The 24,699-nt window shown below is 62.4% G+C and carries 21 protein-coding genes; 12 read left to right on the top strand and 9 right to left on the bottom strand.

Going from position 1 to position 24,699, the window contains the following annotated elements:
- Positions 1 to 3: 3 nt before the first annotated feature.
- The 5 genes from ACWF6P_RS08450 to ACWF6P_RS08430 all read right to left on the bottom strand — a co-directional run bounded on the left by ACWF6P_RS08450 (position 4) and on the right by ACWF6P_RS08430 (position 5,898).
- Positions 4 to 2,229, bottom strand: a complete 2,226-nt coding sequence (locus ACWF6P_RS08450; RefSeq protein WP_452620714.1) for an MMPL family transporter — start codon at positions 2,227 to 2,229, stop codon at positions 4 to 6.
- A gap of 102 nt (positions 2,230 to 2,331) precedes the next feature.
- A complete protein-coding gene (locus ACWF6P_RS08445) occupies positions 2,332 to 3,882 on the bottom strand; it encodes a bifunctional 3'-5' exonuclease/DNA polymerase (protein ID WP_378531322.1) in 1,551 nt (516 codons plus the stop codon).
- Positions 3,883 to 3,929: 47 nt separating this feature from the next.
- The gene (locus ACWF6P_RS08440) at positions 3,930 to 4,793 is read right to left on the bottom strand and encodes a 5-oxoprolinase subunit C family protein (RefSeq protein ID WP_452620713.1); all 864 of its coding nucleotides are present in this window, start codon (positions 4,791 to 4,793) and stop codon (positions 3,930 to 3,932) included.
- Positions 4,790 to 5,422 carry a 5-oxoprolinase subunit B family protein gene (locus tag ACWF6P_RS08435; protein WP_452620712.1) on the bottom strand — a complete coding sequence of 211 codons (633 nt, stop codon included), beginning with the start codon at positions 5,420 to 5,422 and terminating at the stop codon, positions 4,790 to 4,792. The genes ACWF6P_RS08440 and ACWF6P_RS08435 overlap by 4 nt, the downstream gene beginning before the upstream one ends.
- Positions 5,419 to 5,898 carry a MarR family winged helix-turn-helix transcriptional regulator gene (locus ACWF6P_RS08430; protein WP_378531328.1) on the bottom strand — a complete coding sequence of 160 codons (480 nt, stop codon included), beginning with the start codon at positions 5,896 to 5,898 and terminating at the stop codon, positions 5,419 to 5,421. Before ACWF6P_RS08430 ends, ACWF6P_RS08435 begins: the two co-directional genes overlap by 4 nt.
- Before the next feature lie 74 nt (positions 5,899 to 5,972).
- Between ACWF6P_RS08430 and ACWF6P_RS08425 the strand changes: the two genes are divergently transcribed.
- Complete coding sequence (locus ACWF6P_RS08425) at positions 5,973 to 6,806, top strand: alpha/beta fold hydrolase (protein WP_452620711.1); 834 nt, start codon at positions 5,973 to 5,975, stop codon at positions 6,804 to 6,806.
- An 11-nt stretch (positions 6,807 to 6,817) separates the two neighbouring features.
- Here ACWF6P_RS08425 and ACWF6P_RS08420 read toward each other — a convergent pair whose 3' ends face one another.
- Positions 6,818 to 7,261 carry a hypothetical protein gene (locus tag ACWF6P_RS08420; protein ID WP_452620709.1) on the bottom strand — a complete coding sequence of 148 codons (444 nt, stop codon included), beginning with the start codon at positions 7,259 to 7,261 and terminating at the stop codon, positions 6,818 to 6,820.
- Positions 7,262 to 7,310: 49 nt separating this feature from the next.
- Here ACWF6P_RS08420 and ACWF6P_RS08415 point away from each other — a divergent pair, with 49 nt between their 5' ends.
- Positions 7,311 to 7,589 (top strand): hypothetical protein, encoded by a 279-nt coding sequence (locus tag ACWF6P_RS08415; protein WP_452620708.1) that lies wholly within the window; start codon positions 7,311 to 7,313, stop codon positions 7,587 to 7,589.
- Positions 7,590 to 7,691: 102 nt separating this feature from the next.
- Here the strand turns inward: ACWF6P_RS08415 and ACWF6P_RS08410 are convergent, their stop codons facing one another.
- On the bottom strand, positions 7,692 to 9,068 hold the full coding sequence (locus tag ACWF6P_RS08410) for an NAD-dependent succinate-semialdehyde dehydrogenase (RefSeq protein ID WP_317552114.1): 1,377 nt from the start codon (positions 9,066 to 9,068) through the stop codon (positions 7,692 to 7,694).
- 99 nt (positions 9,069 to 9,167) lie between these two features.
- Positions 9,168 to 10,481 carry a YhgE/Pip domain-containing protein gene (locus tag ACWF6P_RS08405; protein ID WP_452620707.1) on the bottom strand — a complete coding sequence of 438 codons (1,314 nt, stop codon included), beginning with the start codon at positions 10,479 to 10,481 and terminating at the stop codon, positions 9,168 to 9,170.
- 317 nt (positions 10,482 to 10,798) lie between these two features.
- Here ACWF6P_RS08405 and ACWF6P_RS08400 point away from each other — a divergent pair, with 317 nt between their 5' ends.
- The 6 genes from ACWF6P_RS08400 to ACWF6P_RS08375 all read left to right on the top strand — a co-directional run bounded on the left by ACWF6P_RS08400 (position 10,799) and on the right by ACWF6P_RS08375 (position 18,643).
- Positions 10,799 to 11,701: an NADP-dependent oxidoreductase gene (locus ACWF6P_RS08400; RefSeq protein WP_452620706.1), complete on the top strand. Its 903-nt coding sequence runs from the start codon at positions 10,799 to 10,801 to the stop codon at positions 11,699 to 11,701.
- A gap of 49 nt (positions 11,702 to 11,750) precedes the next feature.
- Positions 11,751 to 12,491, top strand: a complete 741-nt coding sequence (locus ACWF6P_RS08395) for an enoyl-CoA hydratase/isomerase family protein (RefSeq protein WP_452620705.1) — start codon at positions 11,751 to 11,753, stop codon at positions 12,489 to 12,491.
- Positions 12,492 to 12,496: 5 nt separating this feature from the next.
- The gene (locus tag ACWF6P_RS08390; protein WP_452620704.1) at positions 12,497 to 14,050 is read left to right on the top strand and encodes an acetolactate synthase large subunit; all 1,554 of its coding nucleotides are present in this window, start codon (positions 12,497 to 12,499) and stop codon (positions 14,048 to 14,050) included.
- Positions 14,051 to 14,093: 43 nt separating this feature from the next.
- Positions 14,094 to 14,771 carry a GAP family protein gene (locus ACWF6P_RS08385; RefSeq protein WP_452620703.1) on the top strand — a complete coding sequence of 226 codons (678 nt, stop codon included), beginning with the start codon at positions 14,094 to 14,096 and terminating at the stop codon, positions 14,769 to 14,771.
- A gap of 504 nt (positions 14,772 to 15,275) precedes the next feature.
- Entirely contained in the window at positions 15,276 to 16,685 is a 1,410-nt protein-coding gene (locus ACWF6P_RS08380; RefSeq protein ID WP_452620789.1) for an SEC-C metal-binding domain-containing protein, read from the top strand.
- Between the two features lie 35 nt (positions 16,686 to 16,720).
- Positions 16,721 to 18,643, top strand: a complete 1,923-nt coding sequence (locus ACWF6P_RS08375) for an SEC-C metal-binding domain-containing protein (protein WP_452620702.1) — start codon at positions 16,721 to 16,723, stop codon at positions 18,641 to 18,643.
- A 36-nt stretch (positions 18,644 to 18,679) separates the two neighbouring features.
- On the opposite strand, the gene ACWF6P_RS08370 is transcribed toward ACWF6P_RS08375, so the two are convergent.
- Positions 18,680 to 20,110 carry a coniferyl aldehyde dehydrogenase gene (locus tag ACWF6P_RS08370; RefSeq protein ID WP_452620701.1) on the bottom strand — a complete coding sequence of 477 codons (1,431 nt, stop codon included), beginning with the start codon at positions 20,108 to 20,110 and terminating at the stop codon, positions 18,680 to 18,682.
- Between the two features lie 109 nt (positions 20,111 to 20,219).
- Between ACWF6P_RS08370 and ACWF6P_RS08365 the strand changes: the two genes are divergently transcribed.
- From ACWF6P_RS08365 to fabG, 4 genes are all read left to right on the top strand, one after another.
- Positions 20,220 to 21,017 carry an enoyl-CoA hydratase gene (locus tag ACWF6P_RS08365; protein ID WP_378531354.1) on the top strand — a complete coding sequence of 266 codons (798 nt, stop codon included), beginning with the start codon at positions 20,220 to 20,222 and terminating at the stop codon, positions 21,015 to 21,017.
- Positions 21,018 to 21,062: 45 nt separating this feature from the next.
- Positions 21,063 to 22,583 carry an acyl-CoA synthetase gene (locus tag ACWF6P_RS08360; RefSeq protein WP_452620700.1) on the top strand — a complete coding sequence of 507 codons (1,521 nt, stop codon included), beginning with the start codon at positions 21,063 to 21,065 and terminating at the stop codon, positions 22,581 to 22,583.
- Positions 22,584 to 22,703: 120 nt separating this feature from the next.
- Entirely contained in the window at positions 22,704 to 23,870 is a 1,167-nt protein-coding gene (locus ACWF6P_RS08355; protein ID WP_007729538.1) for an acyl-CoA dehydrogenase family protein, read from the top strand.
- Between the two features lie 45 nt (positions 23,871 to 23,915).
- Positions 23,916 to 24,656 carry a 3-oxoacyl-ACP reductase FabG gene (gene fabG / locus ACWF6P_RS08350; RefSeq protein WP_452620699.1) on the top strand — a complete coding sequence of 247 codons (741 nt, stop codon included), beginning with the start codon at positions 23,916 to 23,918 and terminating at the stop codon, positions 24,654 to 24,656.
- Positions 24,657 to 24,699: the final 43 nt, after the last annotated feature.

Below are 24,699 nucleotides of genomic sequence, written 5' to 3'. Positions count from 1 at the left end.
CGATCAGTCTTTTGCGCGGGCCAGTTCGGACGGCCACCAGATGCGTTTCCCGATGTCGTGCGAGAGCGCCGGAACCAGGACGCTGCGCACGATGATCGTATCGAGCAGCACGCCGAAGGCCACGGCAAATCCGATCTCGGCGAGGAAGACCAGTGGCAGGATTCCCAGTACGGCAAATGTTGCGGCCAAGACGATTCCGGCTGACGTGATCACACCGCCCGTCACGGCAAGTCCGCGCAGAACACCTGAGCGGGTGCCGAATTCTCCCGTCTCCTCCCGCACTCGGGTCATCAGGAAGATGTTGTAGTCGATACCCAGAGCGACCAGGAACACGAAGGCGAACAGCGGGAACGATTGATCCGCCCCGGCGAACCCGAATACGTGGGTGAAGAAGAATCCGCTCACGCCGAGTGTCGCCGCGAAGGAAAGCACCACGGTGACAATGAGAATCACCGGGATCAGCAGAGCGCGAAGCAAAGCGGCCAGGACCAGGAAGATCACCACCAGCACGATCGGGATGATCAGGTTTCTGTCGCGGACCGAGGCGGCCTGGACGTCGAGGGTGGTGGCCGTGCTGCCGCCGACAAGTGCGTCGGCGCCGGGCACGTCGTGCACCGCCGTCCGCAGTCGCTTGACGGTGTCGAGTGCCTGCGGTGAATCGTAGGAGTCGGCGAGGGTTGCGTTGATCATGCTTCGGCCGTCGATCGGTGCAACGGTGAAAGCTGCAGGGGCGCAACCCGCAGCAGCGGCTTGTGCGACGGCAGCGGGGTTGGTCTTGATCAGCTCGCTGACCTTCGCGACGTCCACCTGCGTGCAGACGGCGCCCGGATCCTGCGAGATACCTTCGACTCCGCTGGCTGCCTTGATGACGGCGTCGGCCTGGTCGGCGTTTGTGGTGATCACAGCCGGTGCGCCGGCTCCGGGATCGAACTTCGAGTCGTAGAGTTCTTGTCCGACAACGGCGTCGGGGCGGTTGGTGAAGCTTTCGGTGGATGTCAGGCCGTCGGTTTTGAGACTGCCGATCCCGGCTGCGAACAGGATGATCAACAAGACAGTGGCGCCGATCCACAGTGGACGGTCCTTGCTGCCGACGGCCTCGGCGATCTTGCCCCACATCCCGTGCGTCGTAAGGTCTGCGGCGTGATCGACCTTGGGCTTGCGCGGCCAGAAGACCCACCGTCCGGTGGCGGCCAGAGCGACAGGCATGAACGTCATCATCACCAGGTAGGTGCAGGCGATGCCGATGGCGGCGACGGGTCCGAGGCTCTTGTTGGAGTTGAGTTGAGAGAACGTCAGACACAGCAGACCGAGAATTACGGTGACAGCCGAAGCGGTGATGGCCGGCGCAGACTCGCGCCAGGCCTTGATCATCGCGTCGAAGCGGTTGGGATACGTGTGCAGTTCTTCGCGATAGCGAGAAATCAAGAGTAGGGCGTAGTCGGTACCGGCACCGATCACCAGGACAAAGAGGATGCCTTGGGATTGACCGGTCAACGTGAGTACTTCGGCCTTCGCGAGGAAGTAGATCACCATCGAGGACAAGCCGATTGCGAGAAGTGCGGAGAACAGCGGAAAGAACCACAGGACAGGCGACCGGTACACGACAAGCAGGATGAGGATCACGACCAGAAGTGCCGCACCCAGCAGCGCTCCGTCCAGACCGGCGAAGGCGTCGATGAAGGCAACGAGTAGCCCACCTGGTCCGGCGGGCAGTACCTCGACATCCCCGGCAGCCTGCTTCGCGGCGTCGATGACGTTCTGTTCGGTGGTCGCCAGAACATCTCCTGCCACGGCGGTGTCGCCTTCCTTGGCGACGAGTGGCACGAAGATCGACGCAGTTGTGCCGTCGGCGGAGTACTGGGTGGGCTGCATACCGTCGGCATCTACTCCGGAGACGCCGGAAATGGCGTCGTACGCCGAGTTGATTGCAGACTTGTCTGCCTCGGTGAGGGCCGAATCTCGATGGAACAGAACAAAACCAGGGATTGTCTCGACGGCAAGGAAGTTCGCGGATTGGTTGCTGACGATCGTCGATTCGGCGGAACTCGGGAGGTAGGAGGCGTTGTCGTTCTTTTGTATCTCGGCGAGTTTGCCTTGGAACGAACCACCGAAACCGCCTGCGACGAAGGCGAAGATCGCAAGGGCGATCACGGTGAAGATCGGCAGGCGACGGCGTTTTACCGCTCCGTGCTCGTTCCGTTCTGCGTCAGTTGTATCCAGCTTGGTCATGGTTCTCCTCGAACGCAGTCGACCAGCACCAACAAAGCAACGTTTTCCAGTAGAACACGCAATACGGGCGCGGTGGAACCACTTGGAGTGGAATTGACGACGCTACGAAGTGCCTTTGCCGTATGTCTCGCGGGCTGCGACGTCCATGGGGAAACGGACCACTGTGTCGCCGAACAGCAATCGAGTTGCCGAAGCAGCTGCGGCCAGCACGTGCGCGGTACCGGTTTCGGGGTTGCGGGTATGCACGACCACTTCGTCGTGCTGGAAGAAGACCAATTCGCCGTCCGGATCTTCGGCGAGGCGTCGCCTGAGGTCGGCCAGGAGGCACAGCGCCCACTCGGACGCGGTGGCCTGCACGACGAAGTTCCGCGTGAAACGACCGCGGGCATGAGCGTCGCCGTGGGAGTAGAAGTCGGGAGACGGTGGGGGACAAGCCCGGCCGAGCAGTGACCGAACCACCTCGCCGCGCTCGCCTGCCTTCGCAGCTTGCTCGACGTACTCGACGGCGACCGGGAATCGCTTCCGCAACAAGATGAGTAGTGCTTTGGCTTCACCCGCCGTCGCCCCGTACAGGACTCCGAGGATTGCGACCTTGGCTTTTGCGCGATCACCGCCGAAGGCTTCGGCACCGACAAGTGCGTACAGGTCGTCGTCCCCGGCGGCGGCCATCATGCGGCGGTCGCCGGACATGGCAGCCAGAATTCGGGGCTCGAGCTGACCGGCGTCGGCGACGACGAACAGGTGGCCCGGATCGGCGACGACGCTCGAGCGCATGGTCTTCGGAATCTGGAGGGCCCCGCCGCCTCGGCTCGCCCACCTGCCGGACACGACACCACCGGGAACGTAGATCGGACGGAATCGATCTCCCCGCACCCAACTGTCCATCCACTGCCAACCGTTGGTGCTGTACAGCTTGGCGAGTTCGCGGTGACGAAGGAGTAGCGGCACAGCCGGATGATCGATTTCCTGCAGAAACCACTTGCGCGTCGACGGCAGTTCGATGCCCTGACGCCCGAACGCCTCGGTGATCTCCACCGACGACGAAGGATTGACGGTGCGCCCGAATACCTCACTGATCTGGGCGGCAAGTTCCTGCATACGGGCGGGGAGGTCGTATCCGGTCGGGCGCGGCCCCAGCCGTTCTTCGAGGAGTTCGCGATGCTTCTGCGTCGAGAACGGAAGGCCCGTGTGCGTCATTTCGGCGGCGCTGAGAGCGCCGGCCGATTCTGCTGCGATCAACAAGTCCAGTCGAGCGTCCGCGCCGACGGTTGCGCGCTGCTCGGCGAATTCGGTGGCGACGGCGAGGGGATCGAGAACGGGGGCGGTGTCGAAGAGACCGAGGCGGTCGTCGTCGAACTCGTCGGCAGGTGGTGACGGTTTGCCGACGCGCATTCCGAGGATCGCGCGAGTCAGGGAGATGTCGTGGCACCGCTGAACCCGTACGCCTGCCCGCAGTAGCGGTGGGTACACGGTCGCCGTACTCGGCCACACCCACCGCGGGTGCTCGGCTTCCTCGATGGTGCGCACCGCTGCGATCAGGTCGGGGTATTCGACGGGATCGGCGAGCGGCGTTCCACCGGGATCGGTCCGTAGGACAGTCGCCGTCACAGCTCCCGTGGACGTCGTACTACCGGGGACCAGGACAACTCGCACAGCATCAGTGTGACGGCAAGGTCCGACACGAGAACGCTCGGCGCTGCTCAGGCGCCGACGAACCGGATGTACTGACCCGGGCGGGCTTGGCCGAGCCGGTCGATATCTGCGTCCGCGACCACTCCGACCACCGGATAACCGCCGGTGATGGGGTGGTCGGCGAGGAACACGACAGGTTGGCCGCTGGGTGGGACCTGGATCGATCCGAGTGCCACGCCTTCGGTGGGCAGTTCGGTGTCATCGGTGCGTCGAAGCAGTTCGTCGGCGCCGACGCGATCGAGGCGTGCCCCGATTCGGTCAGAGTCGGTCGAAACCGCCCATCGGCCCTGGACGAGTGTTTCGGGGTTGGTGAATCGATCTGCACGCGGACCGAATAGGACTCGAATGTCGAGAGTCTCGTTTGTCATCGGCGGCACCGGTGCGAGGTCGACGAGTGAGAACGCGGTCGGCGAAGGCCCGATCGGGAGAACAACGCCAGGCTCGAGAGGAGCCGGACCGATCCCGGACATCGTGTCGGTGCTGCGCGATCCCAGGATCTCGGGAACCACAATGCCGCCTCGGACGGTCAGATACGTCCGCAGCCCGCTCGGTGCGTAGTCCAGGCGGACGGTCTGACCAGCCCGCAGAGAGATCACGCTCGAATGCCCGACCGGAATGCCGTCGCGGTAGGCCTGTGCCGGCGCTCCGGTGAACGCGATCGTTGTCGCTTGGCGCGCCCGCATGCTCAGCCCACCCAGGAGGACCTCGATACCGGCCGCGCTCTCGTCGTTGCCGACGAGTCGATTGCCGAGTTTGAGCGATCGCCTGTCTGCCGCTCCGGAAACCCCGACACCCGAGCGAAGGTGCCCGATCCGTCCGAGGTCCTGGATCAGGCTCAGCGGCCCGATTTCGAGTATCTCCAGACCATTCATCGTTGATTCTCGTCCACGAAGCGCACGCGTCTTCCGGGCTGAACGGTAGCCGGTGGTGTGGCGTTCAGGTCCCACATCACGGCGTCGGTGCTTCCGATGATCTGCCAGCCACCGGGTGATGCCCGCGGGTAGACCGCGCTGTATCCAGCGGCCAGGGCGACGGAACCGGCAGGCACAGCGGTTCGTGATTGAATTCGACGCGGTACGTCGAGCCGAGTGTCGCCTGAAGTCAGGTAGGCGAAGCCGGGTGCGAATCCGATGAAGGCGCAACGCCACATCGCGCCGGTATGAGCCGTAACCACCTCGGATCGGGTCATTCCGAGTGACCGTGCGACGTCGTCGAGGTCGGGCCCGTCGTACCTGACGGAGATGGTGAGAAGGTCGGTCTCGGAATGCGCGTCCGCGATCGCAGCGGACTTGGACTGCTCCAGATAGTTCAAGCACTGCCGGACGTATGTGAGATCTGCCGTCGGGCTACAGGTGACCAGAACGGTGCGCGCTGCGGGGAGGAAGTCTTCGACCCCGACCGGGGTGCTTCGCGTCAGAGCTTCGGTGAACGTGAGCACGTCGGCTTCGGAATCGAGGTCGACTAGAAACGCACGTTCTCCGGCAGGAAGTATGCAAGTCACCGGGAGGGCTCCCTATCGATGCGAGCCCGCTCCACATCCGCTCGCATCGCCACGATGAAACTCGCGATGGTGGCTCGCTCGGTGGCCGTGTAATTGCCGATGGTGCTCACTGCCCGTGAAATGAGTGGGCCGAAGAAGCTCTCGCCGAGTGTGACCGCCGCTGGTGTGACCTGCAAGATCACTCGCCGTCGGTCCGCCGAATCGCGTTCCCGAGCTACGTGGCCCGCTTTGACCATCCGGTCGACGAGCGCGGTCACCGACGCCGAGTTGATGCCCAGTTGCGCGCCGAGCCAGCCTGGCGTCGCCGGTGTGTTCGAGCGCTCGGCGTCGAGAAGGCAGATCAGCGCGCGCACGTCGGTGGAGTGCATCGTGTTTTTGGACGCAAATCCGGAAACCGCCACGTTCAAGTCGACGGTCAGCGCGCGAAGCGAGTGCACGATCGCCATCGCTTCGTCTTCTGTGTCGCCGACGCTCATGGATATCTCCCAGCCCTGGTGTGTCGTCTCTCGATTGTCTACTATCTCGATAATCGAGAGAAATGGGGGTGGGGATGAACTTCAATCGCGCATACGACGCCGTACTGACCAAATGGCCGCAGAAACCGCTGGGTGTGGATCTCGCGGGGCGGTTCGGCAGCACACATGTGAACGTCTGTGGACGTGAAGACTCGCGGCCGTTGATCCTTCTGTCCGGGGGAGGCGCCACCTCGACGGTGTGGTTCGACAACGTTGGGGCGCTGTCGAAATCCCGGCGTGTTCTTGCCGTCGACACCCTGGGTGATGCCGGACTCAGCATTCCGAATGGTGATCGAATGAAGTCCGTCGACGATCTGATCGAGTGGATGGACTCGATAGTCGATTGCACCGGCGCTGACACCGTCGATGTGATCGGACATTCCTACGGCGCGACGATTGCGTTGTCCTTTGCGATGCATCGACCGAATCGTGTCGGGAAACTTGTTCTGCTCGACCCCAATTCGAGTTTCTCCGGCATGAAGGCGGGCTACCTTCTGCGTGCACTTCCGTTGTTGCTCAAGCCCTCGCGAGCACGCCGACGGCGACTGTTGGAGTGGGAGACAGGCGAGCTGAGCATCGACTCCGACTGGCTCTCACTTGCGGAATTGGGCACTTCGGATCTACCACGACCCAATCTGGTAGTGCCTCAACGTCCTTCGGAGCAGGACACGAGCGCTCTGGATGTCGAGTTGTTGGTGGTCCTCGCGCGGGACGGGCGCGTGCATGATGCGGCAACAGTGGCCAAGGTAGTACGTGAGCGTGTTCCCGCAGCGCGCGTCGAGGTGTTGGAAGATGCTTCACACCACAGCATTCCGATGGTTCCCGCCGATGAACTGAACCGGGTGCTCGTCGACTTCTTGGAGAGCTGACGGACGGTGGTTCAGGGCGCGACGATGCACCCCGGCCCGATCGGGGTGGCCGGATTGACGTTGACCGTTGCGACCGGCCCGCCCGCGGATGTCTGGTAGGCCATCAGAGAGTGCTCACCGGGCGCCGTCGGAGTCCACAGTGTGACGGCGTGGCCGAGCGCAACCGGCAAGGTGAAGTAGGGATTGACGGTGTCCCAGATCAATTCCTGCGGGAACATGGTCGACGCCCGGTTCATGTCGACTATCGAAACGTTCGGCTCGACCAACTCCGCTGTCCTGGCTACCACCAGATACGTGCAGCCGGCTCCGTACGGCGTTGTCGGGCCGCTGCTGAGGCCGGGAACGATCGTGACGTCGACGACCTCCGCGAACGCTGACGTCGCGGAACAGACAGCGGCGCTCGCGCAGAGGGCGGCGGCGATCGCGGTAGTGCGAGCAATTCGTGAAAGTGTCATACCAGCAGGTCGGTTTCATCTGGGTGGGCGTTACAGGCACACTGATCCGATGCGTGCACTTCATGTTCTTCTGGCCGGCTTCGGTTTCGTATCGGGGTTCCTGATTGTTGTTGTCTCCGTTCTGGTCGAGTGGGCGACCCTCGCCTACCGGACCGATTTCGCCTTTGTCGGAGGCTCCACCGTGTCGGTCGGTGTTTCCTACGAGGCGATCTACACCGCCGTCGCCACTCCGTTCGCGGGTGCCTTGTTGGGCTGGCTCGTGGCTCTCGTTGCGTCTCGGTTCGGTTGGAGTCTCTCTCGTCAGACCGCCACTCGGGCAAGCAAGTGATCAGGCAGCGGACCCTCACGCTGGTCCGTGGGTTATGAGGAAAGGCCCCGACCTCCATCGAGGTCAGGGCCTTCCTTCGCGTCGAACTACTTCTGCGCCGAGTTACTTCTTCGAGACGCGGATCAGCTTCTTGTTGACGAACTCGTCCATTCCCCACGGGCCGAGTTCGCGGCCAACTCCGGAGCGCTTGACTCCACCGAAGGGCAGGCCGGGCAACGTCGTACCGTGCTCGTTGACAAACGCCATCCCCACGTCGAGATCGGCAGCGACCGACCGCGCGGAATCAAGATCGCTGCTCCATACGGATCCGCTCAGTCCGTAGACCGACGAATTGGCAAGTTCCACAGCCTCGGTGGCCGACTTGACCTTGTAGACGACGCCGGCAGGTCCGAACAGTTCTTCGCTGTACGCCCGCATGTCCGGTGTCACGTCTGCGAGCAATGTCGGTTGAACGTAGGCGCCCGGGCCGTCGATCTTCTTTCCCCCGGTCAGCAGTGTGGCGCCCTTGGATACCGCGTCGTCGATCTGCTCGATCAGAGTGTCTGCCGCGCTCTGCGAAGAGAGCGGACCCAAGACTGTGGATTCGTCCAACGGGTCACCGGCAGTGACGGATTCGAAGGAGGTCGCCAACTTGCGGGTGAAGTCGTCGTAGAAATCTTCGGTGACGATGAAACGCTTGGCCGCATTGCACGCCTGGCCGGCATTGGACAGCCGCGCCTTGGTTGCTGACTTGACTGTGGCATCCAAGTCGTCGGAATCGAGGACGATGAACACGTCGGATCCGCCGAGTTCGAGAACTACCTTCTTGAGATTGCGTCCGGCAGTTTCCGCGACGCTGGTGCCTGCGCGTTCGCTGCCAGTCAGTGACACACCCTGAACGCGCGGATCGGCGATCATGTCCGCGATCTGCTCGTTGGTCGCGAAGACGTTGACATAGGCGTCGTCCGGCAATCCGGCTTGTCGCAGAATCTCTTCCATCAGCAACGCCGACTGCGGACAGTTCGATGCGTGCTTGAGAATGATCGTGTTGCCGAGCATCAGATTCGGTGCCGCGAACCGGGCGACCTGGTAGTACGGGAAGTTCCACGGCATGACGCCGATGAGAGCGCCGATCGGTCGCCGGTACACAACCGACTCCTCGGCCCCGGGAACGTCGAGTCGTTCTTCCTCGAGCAGTGCGGGACCGTGATCTGCGTACCACTGATAGATCGCGGCCGAGAGCTGCACTTCGCCCTTGGCCTCGCGGACCGGCTTACCCATCTCCAACGAGATCATTCGAGCCAGTTCGTCTGCGCGCTCTGTGTACAGTTCGGCGGTCTTGCTCAGGACTGCCGCACGCTGCTGAGGCGCACTGTTGCGCCAGGTCAAGTAGCCGCGATGCGTGTTCGCAAGTGCGGCTTCAACTCCGGCGTCATCCAAAGTATCGAATTCCCTGACGGTTTCACCTGTCGCGGGATTGACTGTTTTGTAATTAGCCATAGTTGTACAACGTGCGGAGGGGGCTCGAAGATTCCCGAAACGCGCAATCGAAATGAATCGGCTCAATAGGTTTCGATCAAATACCTGCTGGGTACCATGTCACGCCACCTTGGGGCGATGGGTGCGTTCGTAGCCCTTGCGGTCGTAGAAACGGGTGGTCACGATGCCGAGTACGACGCCGATCAGGAGACCCACCAACGTCATCCAGATGGCATGCAGCAGGCCGGCCTCACCGCGCGCACCGAAGAACAGGATCGACCGTGTGCCCATGTAAATCTGGTGCATCGGCTCGAACTGGGCCAGCCAGGCATACAACCTGGGGCTGGCTTCGAGGGGGATGGTGCCGCCGGACGAGGGCAGCGCGAGAATGACGAAGACGAACAGGTTGATCAACATGCCCAACGAGCCGAACGCGGCCATCACCGACATTGCCGTGATGCCGACCGCTGTGATGACCAACGCCCCGTACTCCCACAACGCAAGCCCGTGAGTGACCGGCATACCGAGGGCGCGACTGATCCATTGGAACAACGCGGAGACTATCCCGGACAGCACGATCATGAACGCCCATTTCACTAGCAGCGTCCGAAACCTGTTGATACCCACCACATCGTTCTGAACGAAGAGTGGACCGAATTCCGTGGGCGCATAACCGAGCATGCCGTCCACCAAGGAATTGACGACGGTTGCTCCGGTGAACCCGGCAAGTACCAACAGCAGCGCGAAATAGAATGCAACCAAACCGAATCCGGTGCCGTCGGGAAGCGGATCGTGAGCCACGGTGAGTACATTCACCGGATTCTCGAGCAGCAGGCGGCTCGCTCCGGAGATCTGGGTTCCGGTGCCTCCCGTCTCCAACTGCGCGGTGACAAGCGCGGTGAGCTGCTCGCCCATGTTCTTGTTGACCGATGCGAGCGCTGTAGTACCGATCGATTGGACCAGAGATGCGGAGACGGAACCGGCTCGAGGATTGGTGTAGATCGTGATGATCGGTTGTTCTACATCACCGGCGACGACGCTCGCCTCCGCCAGGATGATCGTCCTTTTCGTGAAATCACTGGGAATCACGATCGCCCCGTACAGCGTGCCGGAGTTCAGCCGTGATTGTGCTTCGGCGATGCCGATCTGTTGCAGGTCGATCTTCTGGTGGTCGATTCCGCTTTCGAGGCCGGCGACTATGTCGTTTCCGAAATTCTTGCGATCGGTGGGATCACCGCCCGGGAGGGTGTCACCTTCGTCTTGGTTGACCAGGGCGATCGGGAACTGGTCCAGATGTTTCTTGGGGTCGAGTATCCCGCCCATGTACAGCGCTGCCAGCGCGGACATCAAGAGGGTGACCACTATCAATGGTGTCAACCAGAATCGTGGTGTGTGCATGACGGTGCGGGCAGACGGCTCCGTGTTCTTGCTCATCGTCAGTCGACCGGCTTTCTTTCGCGCGGAGTTCCTCGGGCTGAGCGTAAACGCAAAGGTGCGCCGGGGCAGATCTTTCGGACGCCGACAGATGTTGCGCCAACAGAGATCGCCCCAATGGAGGACGCCCCCAACCCTCTGGAATTGGGGGCATCGCCAGCCGGTTCATCCTCAGTAGTTCGACGAACCGGTGACGACGGTACGGACCTGTTTCTGAAGAAACGCTGAACGTGACGTTCCTCGCTTCGGGGAAGAGACTTCGCCTAGATTTCAAACGGGCGCGGAGGTCCGTCCCGAAATCAAGATCGGAGCACAATATGAAAGCAGCCCGTTTCAGCAGGTTCGGAGGGCCCGAAGTCCTCGAGCTTGTCGACCTACCCGACCCGCACGCGGGGCCAGGCCAGATTCGGATCGCCGTCCGAGCGGCAGGTGTGAATGCCAGTGACTGGAAGAAGCGCCAGGGGCTGATGGATCAGGAGCTGCCGCAAACCCTGGGGTACGAAGCGGCGGGCGTCGTCGACGAGATCGGTGAGGGCGTCACAGATGTGAACCTCGGTGATCGTGTTTTCGGCTTCTGCACTGACGGTGCGGCACAGGCTGAACTTGCAGTGCTTGCGTATTTTGCGCCTATCCCGTTGTTTCACAACTTTATCGACGTCGCCGCGCTGCCCGCGGCGGTCGAGACGGCGACACGCGCGCTCGACCAACTCGGGGTGCAAAATGGCAGCACTCTGCTCGTGAACGGTGCCTCCGGCAACGTCGGTAGCGCTGCAGTCCAATTGGCTGTGATTCGCGGCGCCCGGGTGATCGGTACCGCAAGTCCATCCAATCACGAGTACCTACGGTCGCTCGGCGCCGAGCCGGTCACATATGGAGAGGGCCTCAGCGAGCGAGTTCGTGCACTCGTGCCAGACGGCGTCGATCTGGCGCTCGACGTGGCCGGAACCGGTGCGCTGCCGGTGCTCATCGAGTTGGCAGGCGACACAGATCATGTGGTTACGATCGCCGATTTCGACGGCGCACAGATGTACGGCGTGAGGTTCAGCCGCGGCGACAGCGGGCGGGCGATCCACGCTCTCGGTGATATCGGCGCGCTGATCGAATCCGGGCGCTTCAGCCTCCCCCCGACGAGAGCCTTTCCGCTCGACGAGATCGCGGAGGCACACCGAGTCGGAGAGAAAGGACATGTGCAGGGAAAGCTCGTCTTGGAAGTCGGCTGAATCGACCGAGTAGCTTGAATCGAGACTCTCGGCTACGACGGAGGTACGGATGACTGTTCGGATCGAGGAGCACACAGCGGGAGTTCGGTTGCTCACGATGGATCGCCAGGAGAGGCGCAACGCGCTCGACGCGAAGACGTACCGCGAACTCACGAACGCGATCCGGGATTCGGACGGCGACGATGCAGTGCGGGTTTCGGTGCTGACGGGTTCCGGTGGTGTGTTCACCAGTGGTAACGACATCGGAAGTTTTCAGGACACTGCCGGCGAGGACGGCGGTGAGGCCAAGGATCTGTTGATCGCACTTGTCACCGCACGTAAACCGATTGTCGCAGCGGTCGAAGGATTTGCAGTCGGGATCGGCACCACGATGTTGTTGCACTGCGACCTGGCGTTTGCCGGACGAGGTACGCGGTTCCGCTTGCCGTTCGTTCCGCTCGGACTCTCGCCCGAGGGTGGATCGAGCTATTTGTTGCCACAGATCGCGGGCCTCAAACGCGCGACCGAGCTGTTGATGCTCGGAGATATGTTCGACGCCGACGAGGCTGCCGAAGCCGGTCTGGTCAATCGCGTCGTGGAGGCCGGCGCAGCACTCGACGTGGCGCTGGACCGTGCAGTTCGCATTGCAGACTCCCCGGCTGAATCGGTAGCGCTCACGAAGATGCTGCTCCGTCGACCGCATCTCGACTCCCTGCTGGAAACCATCGACGTGGAGTCGGATCATTTCGCGAGACGGCGACGATCCGATGAAGCGCAAGAAGCATTCGCAGCTTTCATGAAGAAGAGGTGACCGATATGAATGGTGCACAGTCACTTATCCAGAGTCTGGTCGACTCGGGTGTCGAGGTGTGCTTCGGCAATCCCGGAACGTCCGAGATGCATTTTGTTGCCGCACTCGATTCCGTTCCCCGGATGCGCGCCGTACTCGGCCTGTTCGAGGGCGCTGTGACCGGTACCGCGGACGGCTACGCACGGATCGCCGGAAAGCCTGCCGCGACGCTGCTCCATCTCGGCCCCGGTATGGCGAACGGACTGGCGAACCTTCACAACGCGCGCCGCGCCCACACACCGATCGTGAACATCGTCGGGGACCACGCGACATATCATCACGGTTTCGACGCTCCTCTCGAATCGAACATCGACGCGCTGACCGAATGGCTGGAGGGGTGGAGTCGACGTTCCGAATCCACTGCGACCGTCGGTAGCGATGCGGCTGACGCCGTTGCCGCGTCAATGGATTCGCCCGGAAGGATCGCGACACTGGTCCTACCCGCTGACGTCTCGTGGGGCGAAGGTGGAGTGCTTGCGGAGCCTCGGGACATACCGGCGCGAGCGGAAGCTTCTGCATCACAGATCGACTCGGTGGTAGGCGCGCTCAATGCCGAGGGCCGCGCGACGCTACTGCTGGGCGGCGCAGCGTGTTCCGAAGCCGGACTGCGCGCCGCTTCCCGGATCGCCGTCGCGACGGGGGCGCAGATTCTGGTCGAGACCTTCCCAGCGAGGCTTCAACGGGGCGCCGGGCTACCGTCATTCGAGCGCTTGGGGTACTTCGCCGAGCACGCCACCGAACAACTTCGCGGAACAACTCAGCTGGTTCTGGCCGGCGCGGTTTCGCCGGTCTCGTTCTTTGCGTATCCCGGAAAACCGAGCGATCTGGCACCGGAGGGCGCTGCGGTGACAACGCTGGCGAGCGTCGGCGACGATGTTGCCGGTGCTCTGGAAGCAGTGGCAGAACTCGTGGCACCGGGAGTCGAACCTGTTCTGCAGGAAGCGAATCGGCCAGCACTGCCGAGCGGGCCTCTGGACGTTCGAAATTGGGCAGACGTTATCGGTGCCCTGCTGCCAGGCGATGCCATCATCTCCGACGAGGCTGCCACTTCCGGTTGGGCGATTCCGATCGCCCTCGCCGGAGCGCCGCGCCACGACGTGCTCACGCTCACCGGAGGGGCCATCGGCCAGGGAATTCCGGTTGCGACGGGCGCCGCGGTGGCAGCGCCGGAGCGACCGGTGATCAATCTCGAAGCCGACGGAAGCGCGATGTACACGATCACGGCGTTGTGGACGCAGGCGCGAGAGCAGTTGAACGTCACGACGATTCTGCTCAACAATCGCGCTTACGCCATTCTGCGTGGCGAGTTGCAACGCGTCGGCGCAGAAGGCGCCGGCGTCGTCGCACAGTCGATGTTGGATCTGTCGTCTCCGAACATGGATTACGTCAAGATCTCCGAGGGCCTGGGTGTGCCGGCGTCACGGGCGAGCACGGCGGAGGAGTTGGCGGAGCAGTTTGCCGCAGCGCTGGCGGAGCCCGGTCCGCATCTCATCGAGGTCATGCTGCCACCCCCGTCATGATTTCGCGTCGGTCATCGATCGTGCATTCAACTGGAGGTTTTCGGTGCTAGCCGCGATCGGTCTGTCTCTGCCTCTTGCCCTCGGTCTGCTTTTCGTCTCGATGCCCATGGCGGTGATCGTGCTCGTGATGGTTACCGCCGGAGCACATCGCGGGGCGGCATCTTTTCTCCTCGGGTGGGTGCTCGGTATATCGGCGGTCGTTGCAGCGACCATCGTGATCGCGGACTACTCGTTCGCGGAGTCGGAGTCGTCGCAGACTTCGGTGTGGTCGAGCGTCGTACGAATCGTGTTGGGCCTTGTTCTGTTCGGATTGGCGTACAAGCAGTGGCGAGCGCGACCGAGAGACGGAAGTGATCCGACAGTTCCGAAGTGGATGAAGAGCATCGACGGATTGACGCCGCGCAAGGCTTTCGCGTTGGCGTTCTTGTCCGCGGCGGTCAATCCCAAGAATGCTGCGCTGGCGGTATCCGGTGCGGCCACTATCGCGGTCGCCACGAATGTTGTTGCTCAACAGATTGTTGCGGCGGTCGTCTTCACGGTGATCGCCAGCGTCGGCATCGCGTCGCCGATCCTGGTGAAGGTGTTCTCCGGCAAACGAGCCGACGAGATCCTCGCATCCGCGAAGGCATGGATGACCGCCAACAACGCAGTGATGATGGCGGTCATCCTGGCGATCCTCGGTGCGACCGTGCTGGGCGAGGGGCTCAGTGGACTGCAATAAGTCGCCTACCATTGGCGGGTGACTGATTTCGACGACGACGCTGCTGGTTCCATTGCCTCCGCTGCTGTGGCTGTTCTGCGCGAGCAAGGCCCGCTGAGTCTCGAAGAGTGGGCGACCCATCTCGAGGAGTACGGAACTGCGACCGAGTTGGCCGATGTACTCGAGTACCTGTCCGAACCGATGCTCGGGTACCTGCCCAACGGAAAGTACTTCGCCCTCGACGCGGCCCTCGAAGGGCTCGTGTTCACTCACCGGCTCAGTGAGCTCGAGATTGCGTCCGACATCCTTGACGCGAGCCCCGACCTGGAACCGATCTTGGCATTCGGCGGTGGTCAGGACGGGGCGATCCGGGTGGCCCCGGCGGAAGAAGCAGCCCTGGAACGCGGAGCTGCTCCCTTCCGGAGTCGACGAGTTGTGGTTCTTCCGGTCGGAACCCTCGGCGAGTGTGCCGACGGCGATCTCGTCGGTCTTGCCGTCGAAGACGGAAGACTTGCTTTTCGCCTGGTGGAGATCGAGGACGAGCCCGATCTTGCTCCCGCCCTGGACGAGCTTTTCGAGGACGACGGAGTCGAGGCACTCGATTCCGTGTGCTGGCAACTCCTCCTCGCGGATCCGTCACTCTTCACGGTTCCCATTGCGCCGCTGGGCGAGTTCTTCGAGGCGGCAGGCTACGAACATGAGCGAGAATTGCTGGCGCGTCGGGGATTCGACTTCGACGCTTACGATCTGCAGATTCGGACAGCCTTGGTCGCCAGTACCTACGATCTGACCCACGACGAGGCAGTCTCTGCCGTCGCGTTTGTCGATCTGGCGGACCGCGGATACACCGACGCGGTCATCGCCGACTTCGATATCGCGGACTGGGCCCACCGTCATGTGAGCGCTGCCCCGGATTCTTTTGTCTCACTCGCAGATCCGGGTGCAGCGGTAGCAGTGTTCGATCTCGGATTTCGGAATCAGGATCCGGTGACCGATGCGATTCTCGAAGCGCTTGCGGCCGAACTGGCCGAGCGAGGGCCGAGGTCGGTGCGGGCGGCGGCTCATTGGCTGGCCGGTAAGGCCGTCGATCGGCTGGGACGCGTCCTCGAAGCGGAAGCGCACTACGAGAAGGCGCTACTTGCCGAATCTGGTTGGGGTCCTGCTTTGTTCGAACTGGCCCAGTTCGCGTCGGACCGCGGCGACGCGATCCGGGCACTGTCACTGCTCGGGCGGATCGACGGCGGAAGTGAAGAGAATCTCTACGCCGTACTGCAGGACTTCGTCCCAACCGATCACCCGGAACTCGGGCGAAACGACAAGTGCTGGTGTGGTTCCGGCCGCAAGTACAAGGTTTGCCACCTCGGAAAGGCGGATGAATCCGTCAAGGCGGACGGTCGGTGGTTGTACAAGAAGGCCTGTCTGTTTGCCTTTGCCTCCGAGTTCGTCGACACCGTGACCGGGCTCGACGATCTCGAAAACGAGAATCTCTCCGAGGACGAACTGCTCGCCACCACGATCTTCGACGGCTCGGCACTGGATGTGGCTCTGTTCGAGGGTGGGATCTTTGCCGACTTCCTGGCCAGACGCAGTGAACTCCTCCCGGAGGCGGAAGTAGTGACAGCTGCGCAGTGGCTCGGAACCAGGAGGTCGGTGTACGAGGTGGTCGAATCTTCCGACACCGGTGTCGTGCTGCTCGATCGTGGGTCCAAGGAGACCGTCACGGTTGCTCACTCGGTCGAAGGCAAGCCCGGTGATGTGATCAGTGCTCGGGTCCTGACGGCCCCCACTGGCGCGCTTGCGGTGGGCGTGGTGGTCATGGCTTCGCAATCGCAGGCCGCGAGGGTTCTCGAGGTTCTTGCTTCCGAGGATCTCGACGCCGACGAACTGGTGCGTGAGTCGCGTGGAGGCGCCGATCACTCGACCGATGACCGGTGACGATGTATCGAGTCGACCCCGTTAAAGTTGGATAGGTGAACGAACCGATGGATGCCAATGACTTGATCGCCGAAGCCGCGATGGAGTTGTTGCGTGAGCACGGCCCGCAGACAGTGGCGGACTGGGGCACCCTGTTGGCTGACGCCGGGCACGGTACAGCCGAGGACATGGCCGAATTCGTCGAGTACGTCGAGGACCCACTGCTCGGATACTTGAGTGAGGAGCGGTACGCCGCACTCGACACGTTGTTCGAGCATCGAGTGTTGACCCATCGCCTCACCGAAGCGGAGATCAAGTCCGGCGTTCTCGACGCCAATCCCGATCTGATGATGCTGCGAGTTTTCCTCGATCGTGACGACGACGAGATCCACGGCATCAGCGTCGTGCATCGCGGGATCGACGACGATCTGTTGGCTGATCGTGGGATCGAAGACCCGGAGTTCCCGCACGACGAAGGTTTTCTGCTCGACACCGACACCCTTGCCGAGTGCTCGGCAGGTGACTTGATCGGATTGTTCGTCGCTGACCGCGAGTTGACGCTCTGCACCATCCCCGAGGTACTGGATCCCGCACCCGGATTCGGCGAGAACCTGGCGACGGTCCTTGCCGACATCGGTGCGGACACCCTCGATGCCATTGTCTGGCAGTTGATGCTCGACGAGCCGTCGCTGTTCCGTCAGCCGACCGCCCCGCTGGGCGAGATGCTCGAGGCGGCAGGTTACGTTCGCGACGGTGATTACGTTGCGGTGGACGGTTTCGATTTCGAGGCATACCACCTGGCGAACCGGGCCAGGATGCTCGAGATTCGAGAGAACCTGCACTCTGAAGAAGCCGCGTCGGTGATCGCCTTCGTCGATGTGGTCATGGCCGCGAAAGCCGAAGGTGTCGAGGATGTCTCGGACTGGGCGCGCAAGCAGATCAAGGAGGATCCGCAGACCTTCGTCGGCATCGCCGAGCCGCCCGCGGCTGCGGCAGCATTGGAACTGTTGTCCGAACTCGATGACCATGATTCCGCATTGCATTCTGTTGCAACTGCTCTCGCGGAGAAGGGGCCGCGCCGAGTCAAGCCGGCAGCGCACTGGCTGGCGGGCAAAGCTTCGGACCGTCTCGGCAAGATCCTGGCCGCTGAGGCGTCGTACGAATCAGCGCACGATCTTGATCCCGACTGGACTCCGGCGATCTTCGATCTGGCGCTACTGGCGGCCGATCGCAGCGATGTGACGCGAGCGCTGGCTTTGCTGGGCCGGATCGAGGGTGGCGAGTCCGAAGTTCTGCATGAGGTTCTTCAGCGCTATGCGCCGGCCGAGCACCCCGAGCTCGGTCGAAATGACAAGTGCTGGTGCGGTTCCGGTCGAAAGTTCAAGGTTTGTCATCTCGGTAAGTCCGAAGTGACATTCGACGATCGGGCCAGCTGGCTCTACGTCAAGGCTCAGTTGTTCTCGCGCACACCGGAGTACTTCGACGCCGTATTCGATCTCGCGCTCATTCGTGCCGAGCAGTTCAACAGCGAAGAGGCACTGACGCTGGCCGTCGAAGGTGGTTTGGCCGTCGATGCTGCCTTGTTCGACGTCGGCATCTTCGAGGCGTTTGTCGAGCGCCGCGGAGAACTGCTGCCCTCCGACGAGCGGGAACTGGCCGACGAGTGGTTGAAAATTGCGCGCTCGGTGTACAAGGTTGCCTCGACGGAGCCGGGACAGTTGGTGACCCTCAGCGACGTCCGCAACGGTCATCTGGTGAAGGTCACGGACGAGTGGGGCTCGCTGAACCTCGAGCCAGGCACACTCGTGTGTGCTCGTGTTCTTCCGGCCGGGTCCACGATGCGCACCTTCGGTGGCATCGAACCGCTTGCGGTAGAAGACAAGAAAGAGCTGATCCAACTGATCGAGTCGCAGGACACCGAGCCGGGTCAGTTGGTGGAGTTCCTCAGCCGCGGCCTTGCCGGTGCGCCTTTCCGGTAGCGCGAACTACCAAAAAGGCGCACGGGGCCGGAGGCCCTAGGGCGTCACCTGAGCCAACATCATCTGCTCGAAACCCTCACCGTAAGGCGGGAGCATTCCCCACTCGCCGCGCGGATCATGCTGCGCTGCTTCGAATACCGTTCGCGCGTGACTGAACTCGAGGAAACCCTCGCGCCCGTGGTAGTGCCCGATACCCGAAGCCCCGACGCCGCCGAAGGGTGCGTCGCTCAGTCCGGGGTGAGACATCGCGTCGTTGATGGTGACGCCACCCGAGACGGTGCGTTCGAGTACGGACTCCTTCTCGTCCAGATCGGTTCCGAAGTAGTACAGCGCCAACGGCTTCGGACGTGAATTGATGTCCGCGACAACGCTGTCGAGTTCGTCGTACGGCAGGATCACGACGGCCGGCCCGAAGATCTCCTCCTTCATGATCAGTGCGTCGGTCGGAGGGTCGACCACAATTCGCAGTGGGCGACGACGAGTGTCAGCGGAGAGTTCTTCGTCGGGAACGGTGATGATTCGTGCTCCACGTTCTTCGGCGTCCTCGATGTACCCCTCGATGCGTGCAAGGTGACGATCGCTGACTATCGAGACCATGTTCTTGTTGTCGGCGATGGTGGGGAACAGTCCCGTGAACTGATCGGTGAATGCGCCGATGAACGCTTCCGTGTTCTCGCGTGGGACGTAGATCAGATCGGGAGAGACGCAGAGTTGACCGGCGTTGGTCGACTTCGCGATAGCCAAACGCGAAGCAGCAGAGGTGATATCGGCACTGCGGCTCAAGACGCTCGGTGACTTGCCGCCGAGTTCGAGGGTGACCGGAACCAGGTTCTTCGCAGCATTGGCCATGACCAGCTTGCCGACGGTCGTGCTGCCGGTGAAGACGAGGTGGTCGAAAGGCAGGGACGTCAGCAGATCAGCGACTTCCGGGCCGCCGGTCACCACCGCGACCTCCACAGGGTCGAGCGTTCGACGCGCCGCCTCGGCCAGGACGGCCGCAGTGTTGGGCACGATCTCCGACGGTTTGAGAACCGCGCGATTTCCCGCTCCCAGAGTGCACGCGAGGGGGCTCAGGAGAGTGAAGAGTGGTGCGTTCCAGGTTCCGATGATGCCGATCGAGCCCTTGGGTTGGTACGACACGTACGCCGTGGCACCGAGTTGGTCCTGCATCGCTCCGGTCGCTCTCGGTGAGCGAATCATCCACTCTTCGAGAGAATCACGAACGTGCTTGAGTGAAACCATCGATCCCAGAACGTCATTCATCACCGAGTAGGCCGGAATTCGACCGCCGAAGTCTTCGTTGATCGCTTCGGTCAAATCCTTGTGGTTTGCGACCAGGAGTTCGACGACGCGTTGGATGCGCTCGCGTCGTGTCTGCGCGGACGGAAGCCCGGCGGCGCGAGTTGCTTCCTGCTGGGCGCGCAGTATCTGTTCGAGATCGGTGGTGACGGCGACATCGGTGCTCATGGGCACTCCTCGTAGTGGCGAAGTATTGACCGGACCGTATCGACGCGGCGCGAGCGGATGCCCTTTTCGTCTCGTTGACCGGGACGGATTCGATTGGTAGAGAGAACACATGTCGCAGACACAGGTAGAAAACACTGCAGTGAAGATTTCCGTCGAGGAATCGGTGGGACTCGGTTTCCTGACGCTCGATCGGCCGGCGCGCCGCAATCCGCTCTCGGCGGAGACCATGCGCGAGGTGACGGCTGCCCTTCTCGAGTTGGCTGCGGACGAGCGCGTACGGGTTGTCGTCGTGCGCGCTGAAGGCCCGGTGTTCTCCGCGGGCCACGATCTGACGGAGATGATCGGGAGAACCCTCGAGGACGAGCGGGCGATCTTCGACGGCTGTACCGAGATGATGGAGACCGTGCAGCGGATTCCGCAGCCGGTGATTGCCGCAGTCCAGGGCCCGGCTATCGCGGCGGGCTGCCAGTTGGCCGCGTCGTGTGATCTGGTCGTTGCAGCGTCGAACGCTGTTTTCGGTACTCCCGGCGTCAAGATCGGACTGTTCTGCTCGACGCCGATGGTTGCTCTGAGCAGGGCGGTAGGGCGCAAGCGGTCGATGCAGATGTTGCTGACCGGTCAGACGATCGACGCCGAGACCGCTGCGGATTGGGGTCTGGTGAACTTTGTCGTCCCGCCCGAAGACCTTGACCGGGAGGTGCGCGAACTGGCCGCCAAGATCACGACGGCCAGCCCCTTGACGGTGAAGATCGGCAAGCAGGCGTTCTATCACCAGATCGATCTGCCGCAAGCGCAGGCGTACGAGGCGATGGCGGAAACGATGGCAACCAACGCCGTGACCTGCGACGCTCAAGAAGGTATGCAAGCCTTCGTGGACAAGCGAAAGCCCGAATGGCGCAATAAGTAACGATCGCTCTTCCGGTTTAGTTGGACGTCCTATAACCTGGGGCGCATGAGCCTGGATCCACGCACCAACACCGTCGACGGAGTGCTTCGGCGCTCGGCAGCCAAGTACCCCGACCGCGTAGCCGTCGTCTTCGAGGATCGCACCCGCACGTACCGCGAACTCGACGACGCGGTCACCCGGGTCGCGGCCTATCTGCTCGGTCTGGGTCTCGAACACGGCGACCGCGTCGCGGCATACGGAACCAATTCCGACGCCTATGCAATCGGATTCCTTGCTTGTGCGCGAGCAGGTTTGGTGCATGTTCCGGTCAATTACGCACTCAAGGGGGACGAACTCCGGTACCTCGTGGCGCAGTCGGGCGCCCGCGCGGTGTTGGTGGATCCGGCATTGGCGCCGACGCTCGACTCGGTCCGCTCCGACCTTGATCTCGACCACGTGATCGCGCTGCGGGATGCAGAACTGTCGGTCGTCACGATCGGTGAGGCAGGCGAGGTACCGGTCTTCGAACCGCGTGCGACGTCGACGGTTCTGGCGCAGCTGCTCTATACCTCGGGTACCACCTCGAAGCCCAAGGGCGCCATGATGTCTCACGGTGCGCTGGTTCACGAGTACGTGTCCTCGGTGATCGCGCTGGGGCTCGACAAGAGTGACAACCCGTTGATCTGCATGCCGATGTACCACTCCGCGGGCATGCACGTCTTCATGCTGCCGTACCTGTCCGTGGGCGCAACGGTCAGTCTGATGCAGGCGCCGGACATCCCGGAAATCCTGCGCCGTGTCGAAGCCGAAAAGATCGGATCGCTGTTCCTGGCTCCGACCGTGTGGGTACCGCTGGCCAACCATCCTGACCTCGAGACCCGCGATCTGTCCTCGCTGAAGAAGGCGCAGTACGGCGCCTCGATCATGCCGGTCACCGTGCTCAATCGCCTGCGTGAGCGTTACCCGGACATCGGCTTCTACAACTGCTTCGGCCAGTCCGAAATCGGTCCACTGGCAACAGTTCTCCAGCCCAGCGAGCATGCCGATCGTCCGTCTTCCTGCGGTCGCGCGGTGTTCTTCGTCGAAACCCGCGTGGTCGACGCCGACGGAAATGACGTCGCCGACGGTGAGTCCGGTGAGGTTCTCTACCGCTCGCCGCAGCTGTGCAACGGCTACTGGGAGAACCCGGAAGCCACCGCCGAGGCCTTCCGTGACGGCTGGTTCCATTCGGGCGATCTGGTCGTGCGGGACGACGAAGGTTTCATCACGGTCGTCGACCGGATCAAGGACGTCATCAACACCGGCGGCATCCTGGTGGCGTCGCGCGAGGTCGAAGATGCGGTGTACACGCACCCCGCAGTGGCAGAAGTTGCCGTGATCGGTACGCCCGACGAGAAGTGGATCGAGGCCGTCACCGCGATCGTCGTGCTCAAGGCCGGCAACGACGAGTTGACGCCCGAGGCGTTGATTGCCCACGTCAAGGAACGGATCGCTCCGTTCAAGGTGCCCAAGCACGTCCGTTTCGTGGCCGAACTCCCGCGCAATCAGAGCGGCAAGCTACTGAAGCGGGAACTGCGCACCGTCTGAGACTTGCTATAGGTTCTGCCTTACCTTCGGTTCGTTTTCAGGTCTTTGACTCCGATTGCCTCACGGTATTGACTTCGGAGGACGGCATGGACTTCGGAAACAGCAAGGTGAGTGGTGGGAATGCAGGTCGATGCAGATGACTTCGCAGATATCTTGGCGACTGCGCGGGAGTTCATCCGAAAGGAAGTCGTTCCGCGTGAGCAGGAGATAGCCGACACCGACGCCATTCCTGAGGACATACGCAAGAAAGCCGCAGCCATCGGGCTCTTCGGCTACGCGATCCCTCAGGAATGGGGTGGGCTCGGACTCGACCTCACCCAAGACGTCGAATTGGCAATGGAATTCGGCTACACGTCCCTGGCGCTGCGCTCGATGTTCGGTACCAACAACGGAATTGCCGGGCAGGTATTGGTCGGCTTCGGTACCGACGAGCAGAAGGCTCAGTGGCTCGAGCGCATCGCCTCCGGTGACGTCGTGGCTTCGTTCGCTCTGACCGAACCGGGCGCGGGCTCCAACCCGGCCGGCCTTCGGACCAAGGCAGTTCTGGACGGATCCGACTGGGTCATCGACGGCAACAAGCGGTTCATCACCAATGCTCCACTGGCGCAGCTGTTCGTGGTGTTCGCACGCACCCGCCCGGCGGATTCCGATGGTCCGGGAATCGCAGTGTTCCTGGTTCCGGCCGACACGCCGGGCGTCACGGTCGGCCCCAAGGACAAGAAGATGGGTCAGGAAGGTGCTTGGACCTCCGAGGTCACCTTCGACAACGTCCGGGTTCCCGAGTCGGCCCTCGTCGGTGGCGACCAGGACACCGGATACCGCGCTGCGATGACGTCTCTCGCACGTGGACGAGTCCATATCGCGGCGCTCTCGGTAGGAGCAGCACAGCGAGCGCTCGACGAATCTGTCGCGTTCTCCGTGGTCACGGAACAGGGCGGTACCGCTATCGGCGACTTCCAACTGGTTCAAGCGATGCTGGCCGACCAGCAGGCCGGTGTCATGGCCGGGCGTGCGATGGTGCGTGAGGTAGCCGCGCGTTACGTGAGCGGTGAGGATCGACGTCTCGGCCCCTCGGCGGCAAAGCTTTTCTGCACCGAGATGGTGGGCAAGGTCGCGGATCTCGCCGTGCAGATCCACGGTGGCAACGGGTACATGCGCGGTGTGCCGGTCGAACGCATCTACCGTGAAGTTCGCCTGTTGCGCCTGTACGAGGGAACCAGCGAAATCCAGCGACTGATTCTCGGCGGTGGGCTCGTGGCGCAAGCGAAAAAGCAAAACCAGCGCTGACACCTTTTTACCTGACGAGCTTTTAACCTCACGAACGGAGTGGACATGGGATTGTTGGACGGCAAGGTCGCAGTGGTGACGGGCGGAGCACAGGGGATCGGGCTCGAAATTGCGCGCACCTTCATCAAGGAAGGCGCGACCGTCGTCATCGGCGACATCAACGAAGGCGTGGGAACGGCTGCGGTCGCCGAACTCGGCGGAGAGTCGGTCGCCCGTTTCGCTTCCTGCGACGTTCGGGACTCGGGACAGGTCGAGGCAATGCTCGATCTGGCTGAAAGCGCTTTCGGCCCAGTCGATGTCATGGTCAACAACGCCGGCATGACTCGCGATGCCACGATGCGGAAGATGACCGAGCAGGACTTCGACGACGTGATCGCCGTTCACCTCAAGGGAGCGTGGAACGGGACACGCGCTGCCGCCGCCCGCATGCGTGAGCGCGAAACCGGCGCAATCGTGAACATCTCGTCGATCTCCGGCAAGGTCGGCATGCTCGGGCAGACCAACTACTCCGCCGCCAAGGCCGGCATCGTCGGTCTGACGAAGGCCGCGGCAAAAGAGGTCGCGTTCAAGAACGTTCGCGTCAACGCCGTTCAGCCCGGACTGGTCCGCACGGCAATGACCGAGGCGATGCCCGAACGGATCTGGAACGAGAAGCTGGCCGAGATTCCGATGGGGCGCGCAGCCGAGCCTTTGGAAGTTGCTTCGGTTGTACTGTTCCTCGCGAGCGACCTCTCGAGCTACATGACGGGTACGGTTCTCGAGATCACCGGCGGCCGCCACATCTGATCCGTCCTGTTCGAGTGCAAGAATTCAGAGTGCAAAACTTCTG

This window comes from Rhodococcus sp. NPDC055024, assembly GCF_053608585.1.
Note: the sequence above shows the minus strand (reverse complement) of the source record. Positions and strands in the feature narration are given on the sequence as shown.

What these genes read in the sequence shown, in the direction of transcription:
- ACWF6P_RS08450 (WP_452620714.1), bottom strand. Translation starts at nt 2,229, where the DNA reads ATGACCAAGCTGGATACAACTGACGCAGAACGGAACGAGCACGGAGCG.
- ACWF6P_RS08440 (WP_452620713.1), bottom strand. Translation starts at nt 4,793, where the DNA reads ATGAATGGTCTGGAGATACTCGAAATCGGGCCGCTGAGCCTGATCCAG.
- ACWF6P_RS08430 (WP_378531328.1), bottom strand. Translation starts at nt 5,898, where the DNA reads ATGAGCGTCGGCGACACAGAAGACGAAGCGATGGCGATCGTGCACTCG.
- ACWF6P_RS08425 (WP_452620711.1), top strand. Translation starts at nt 5,973, where the DNA reads ATGAACTTCAATCGCGCATACGACGCCGTACTGACCAAATGGCCGCAG.
- ACWF6P_RS08420 (WP_452620709.1), bottom strand. Translation starts at nt 7,261, where the DNA reads ATGACACTTTCACGAATTGCTCGCACTACCGCGATCGCCGCCGCCCTC.
- ACWF6P_RS08415 (WP_452620708.1), top strand. Translation starts at nt 7,311, where the DNA reads ATGCGTGCACTTCATGTTCTTCTGGCCGGCTTCGGTTTCGTATCGGGG.
- ACWF6P_RS08410 (WP_317552114.1), bottom strand. Translation starts at nt 9,068, where the DNA reads ATGGCTAATTACAAAACAGTCAATCCCGCGACAGGTGAAACCGTCAGG.
- ACWF6P_RS08405 (WP_452620707.1), bottom strand. Translation starts at nt 10,481, where the DNA reads ATGAGCAAGAACACGGAGCCGTCTGCCCGCACCGTCATGCACACACCA.
- ACWF6P_RS08400 (WP_452620706.1), top strand. Translation starts at nt 10,799, where the DNA reads ATGAAAGCAGCCCGTTTCAGCAGGTTCGGAGGGCCCGAAGTCCTCGAG.
- ACWF6P_RS08395 (WP_452620705.1), top strand. Translation starts at nt 11,751, where the DNA reads ATGACTGTTCGGATCGAGGAGCACACAGCGGGAGTTCGGTTGCTCACG.
- ACWF6P_RS08390 (WP_452620704.1), top strand. Translation starts at nt 12,497, where the DNA reads ATGAATGGTGCACAGTCACTTATCCAGAGTCTGGTCGACTCGGGTGTC.
- ACWF6P_RS08370 (WP_452620701.1), bottom strand. Translation starts at nt 20,110, where the DNA reads ATGAGCACCGATGTCGCCGTCACCACCGATCTCGAACAGATACTGCGC.
- ACWF6P_RS08365 (WP_378531354.1), top strand. Translation starts at nt 20,220, where the DNA reads ATGTCGCAGACACAGGTAGAAAACACTGCAGTGAAGATTTCCGTCGAG.
- ACWF6P_RS08360 (WP_452620700.1), top strand. Translation starts at nt 21,063, where the DNA reads ATGAGCCTGGATCCACGCACCAACACCGTCGACGGAGTGCTTCGGCGC.
- ACWF6P_RS08355 (WP_007729538.1), top strand. Translation starts at nt 22,704, where the DNA reads ATGCAGGTCGATGCAGATGACTTCGCAGATATCTTGGCGACTGCGCGG.
- fabG (WP_452620699.1), top strand. Translation starts at nt 23,916, where the DNA reads ATGGGATTGTTGGACGGCAAGGTCGCAGTGGTGACGGGCGGAGCACAG.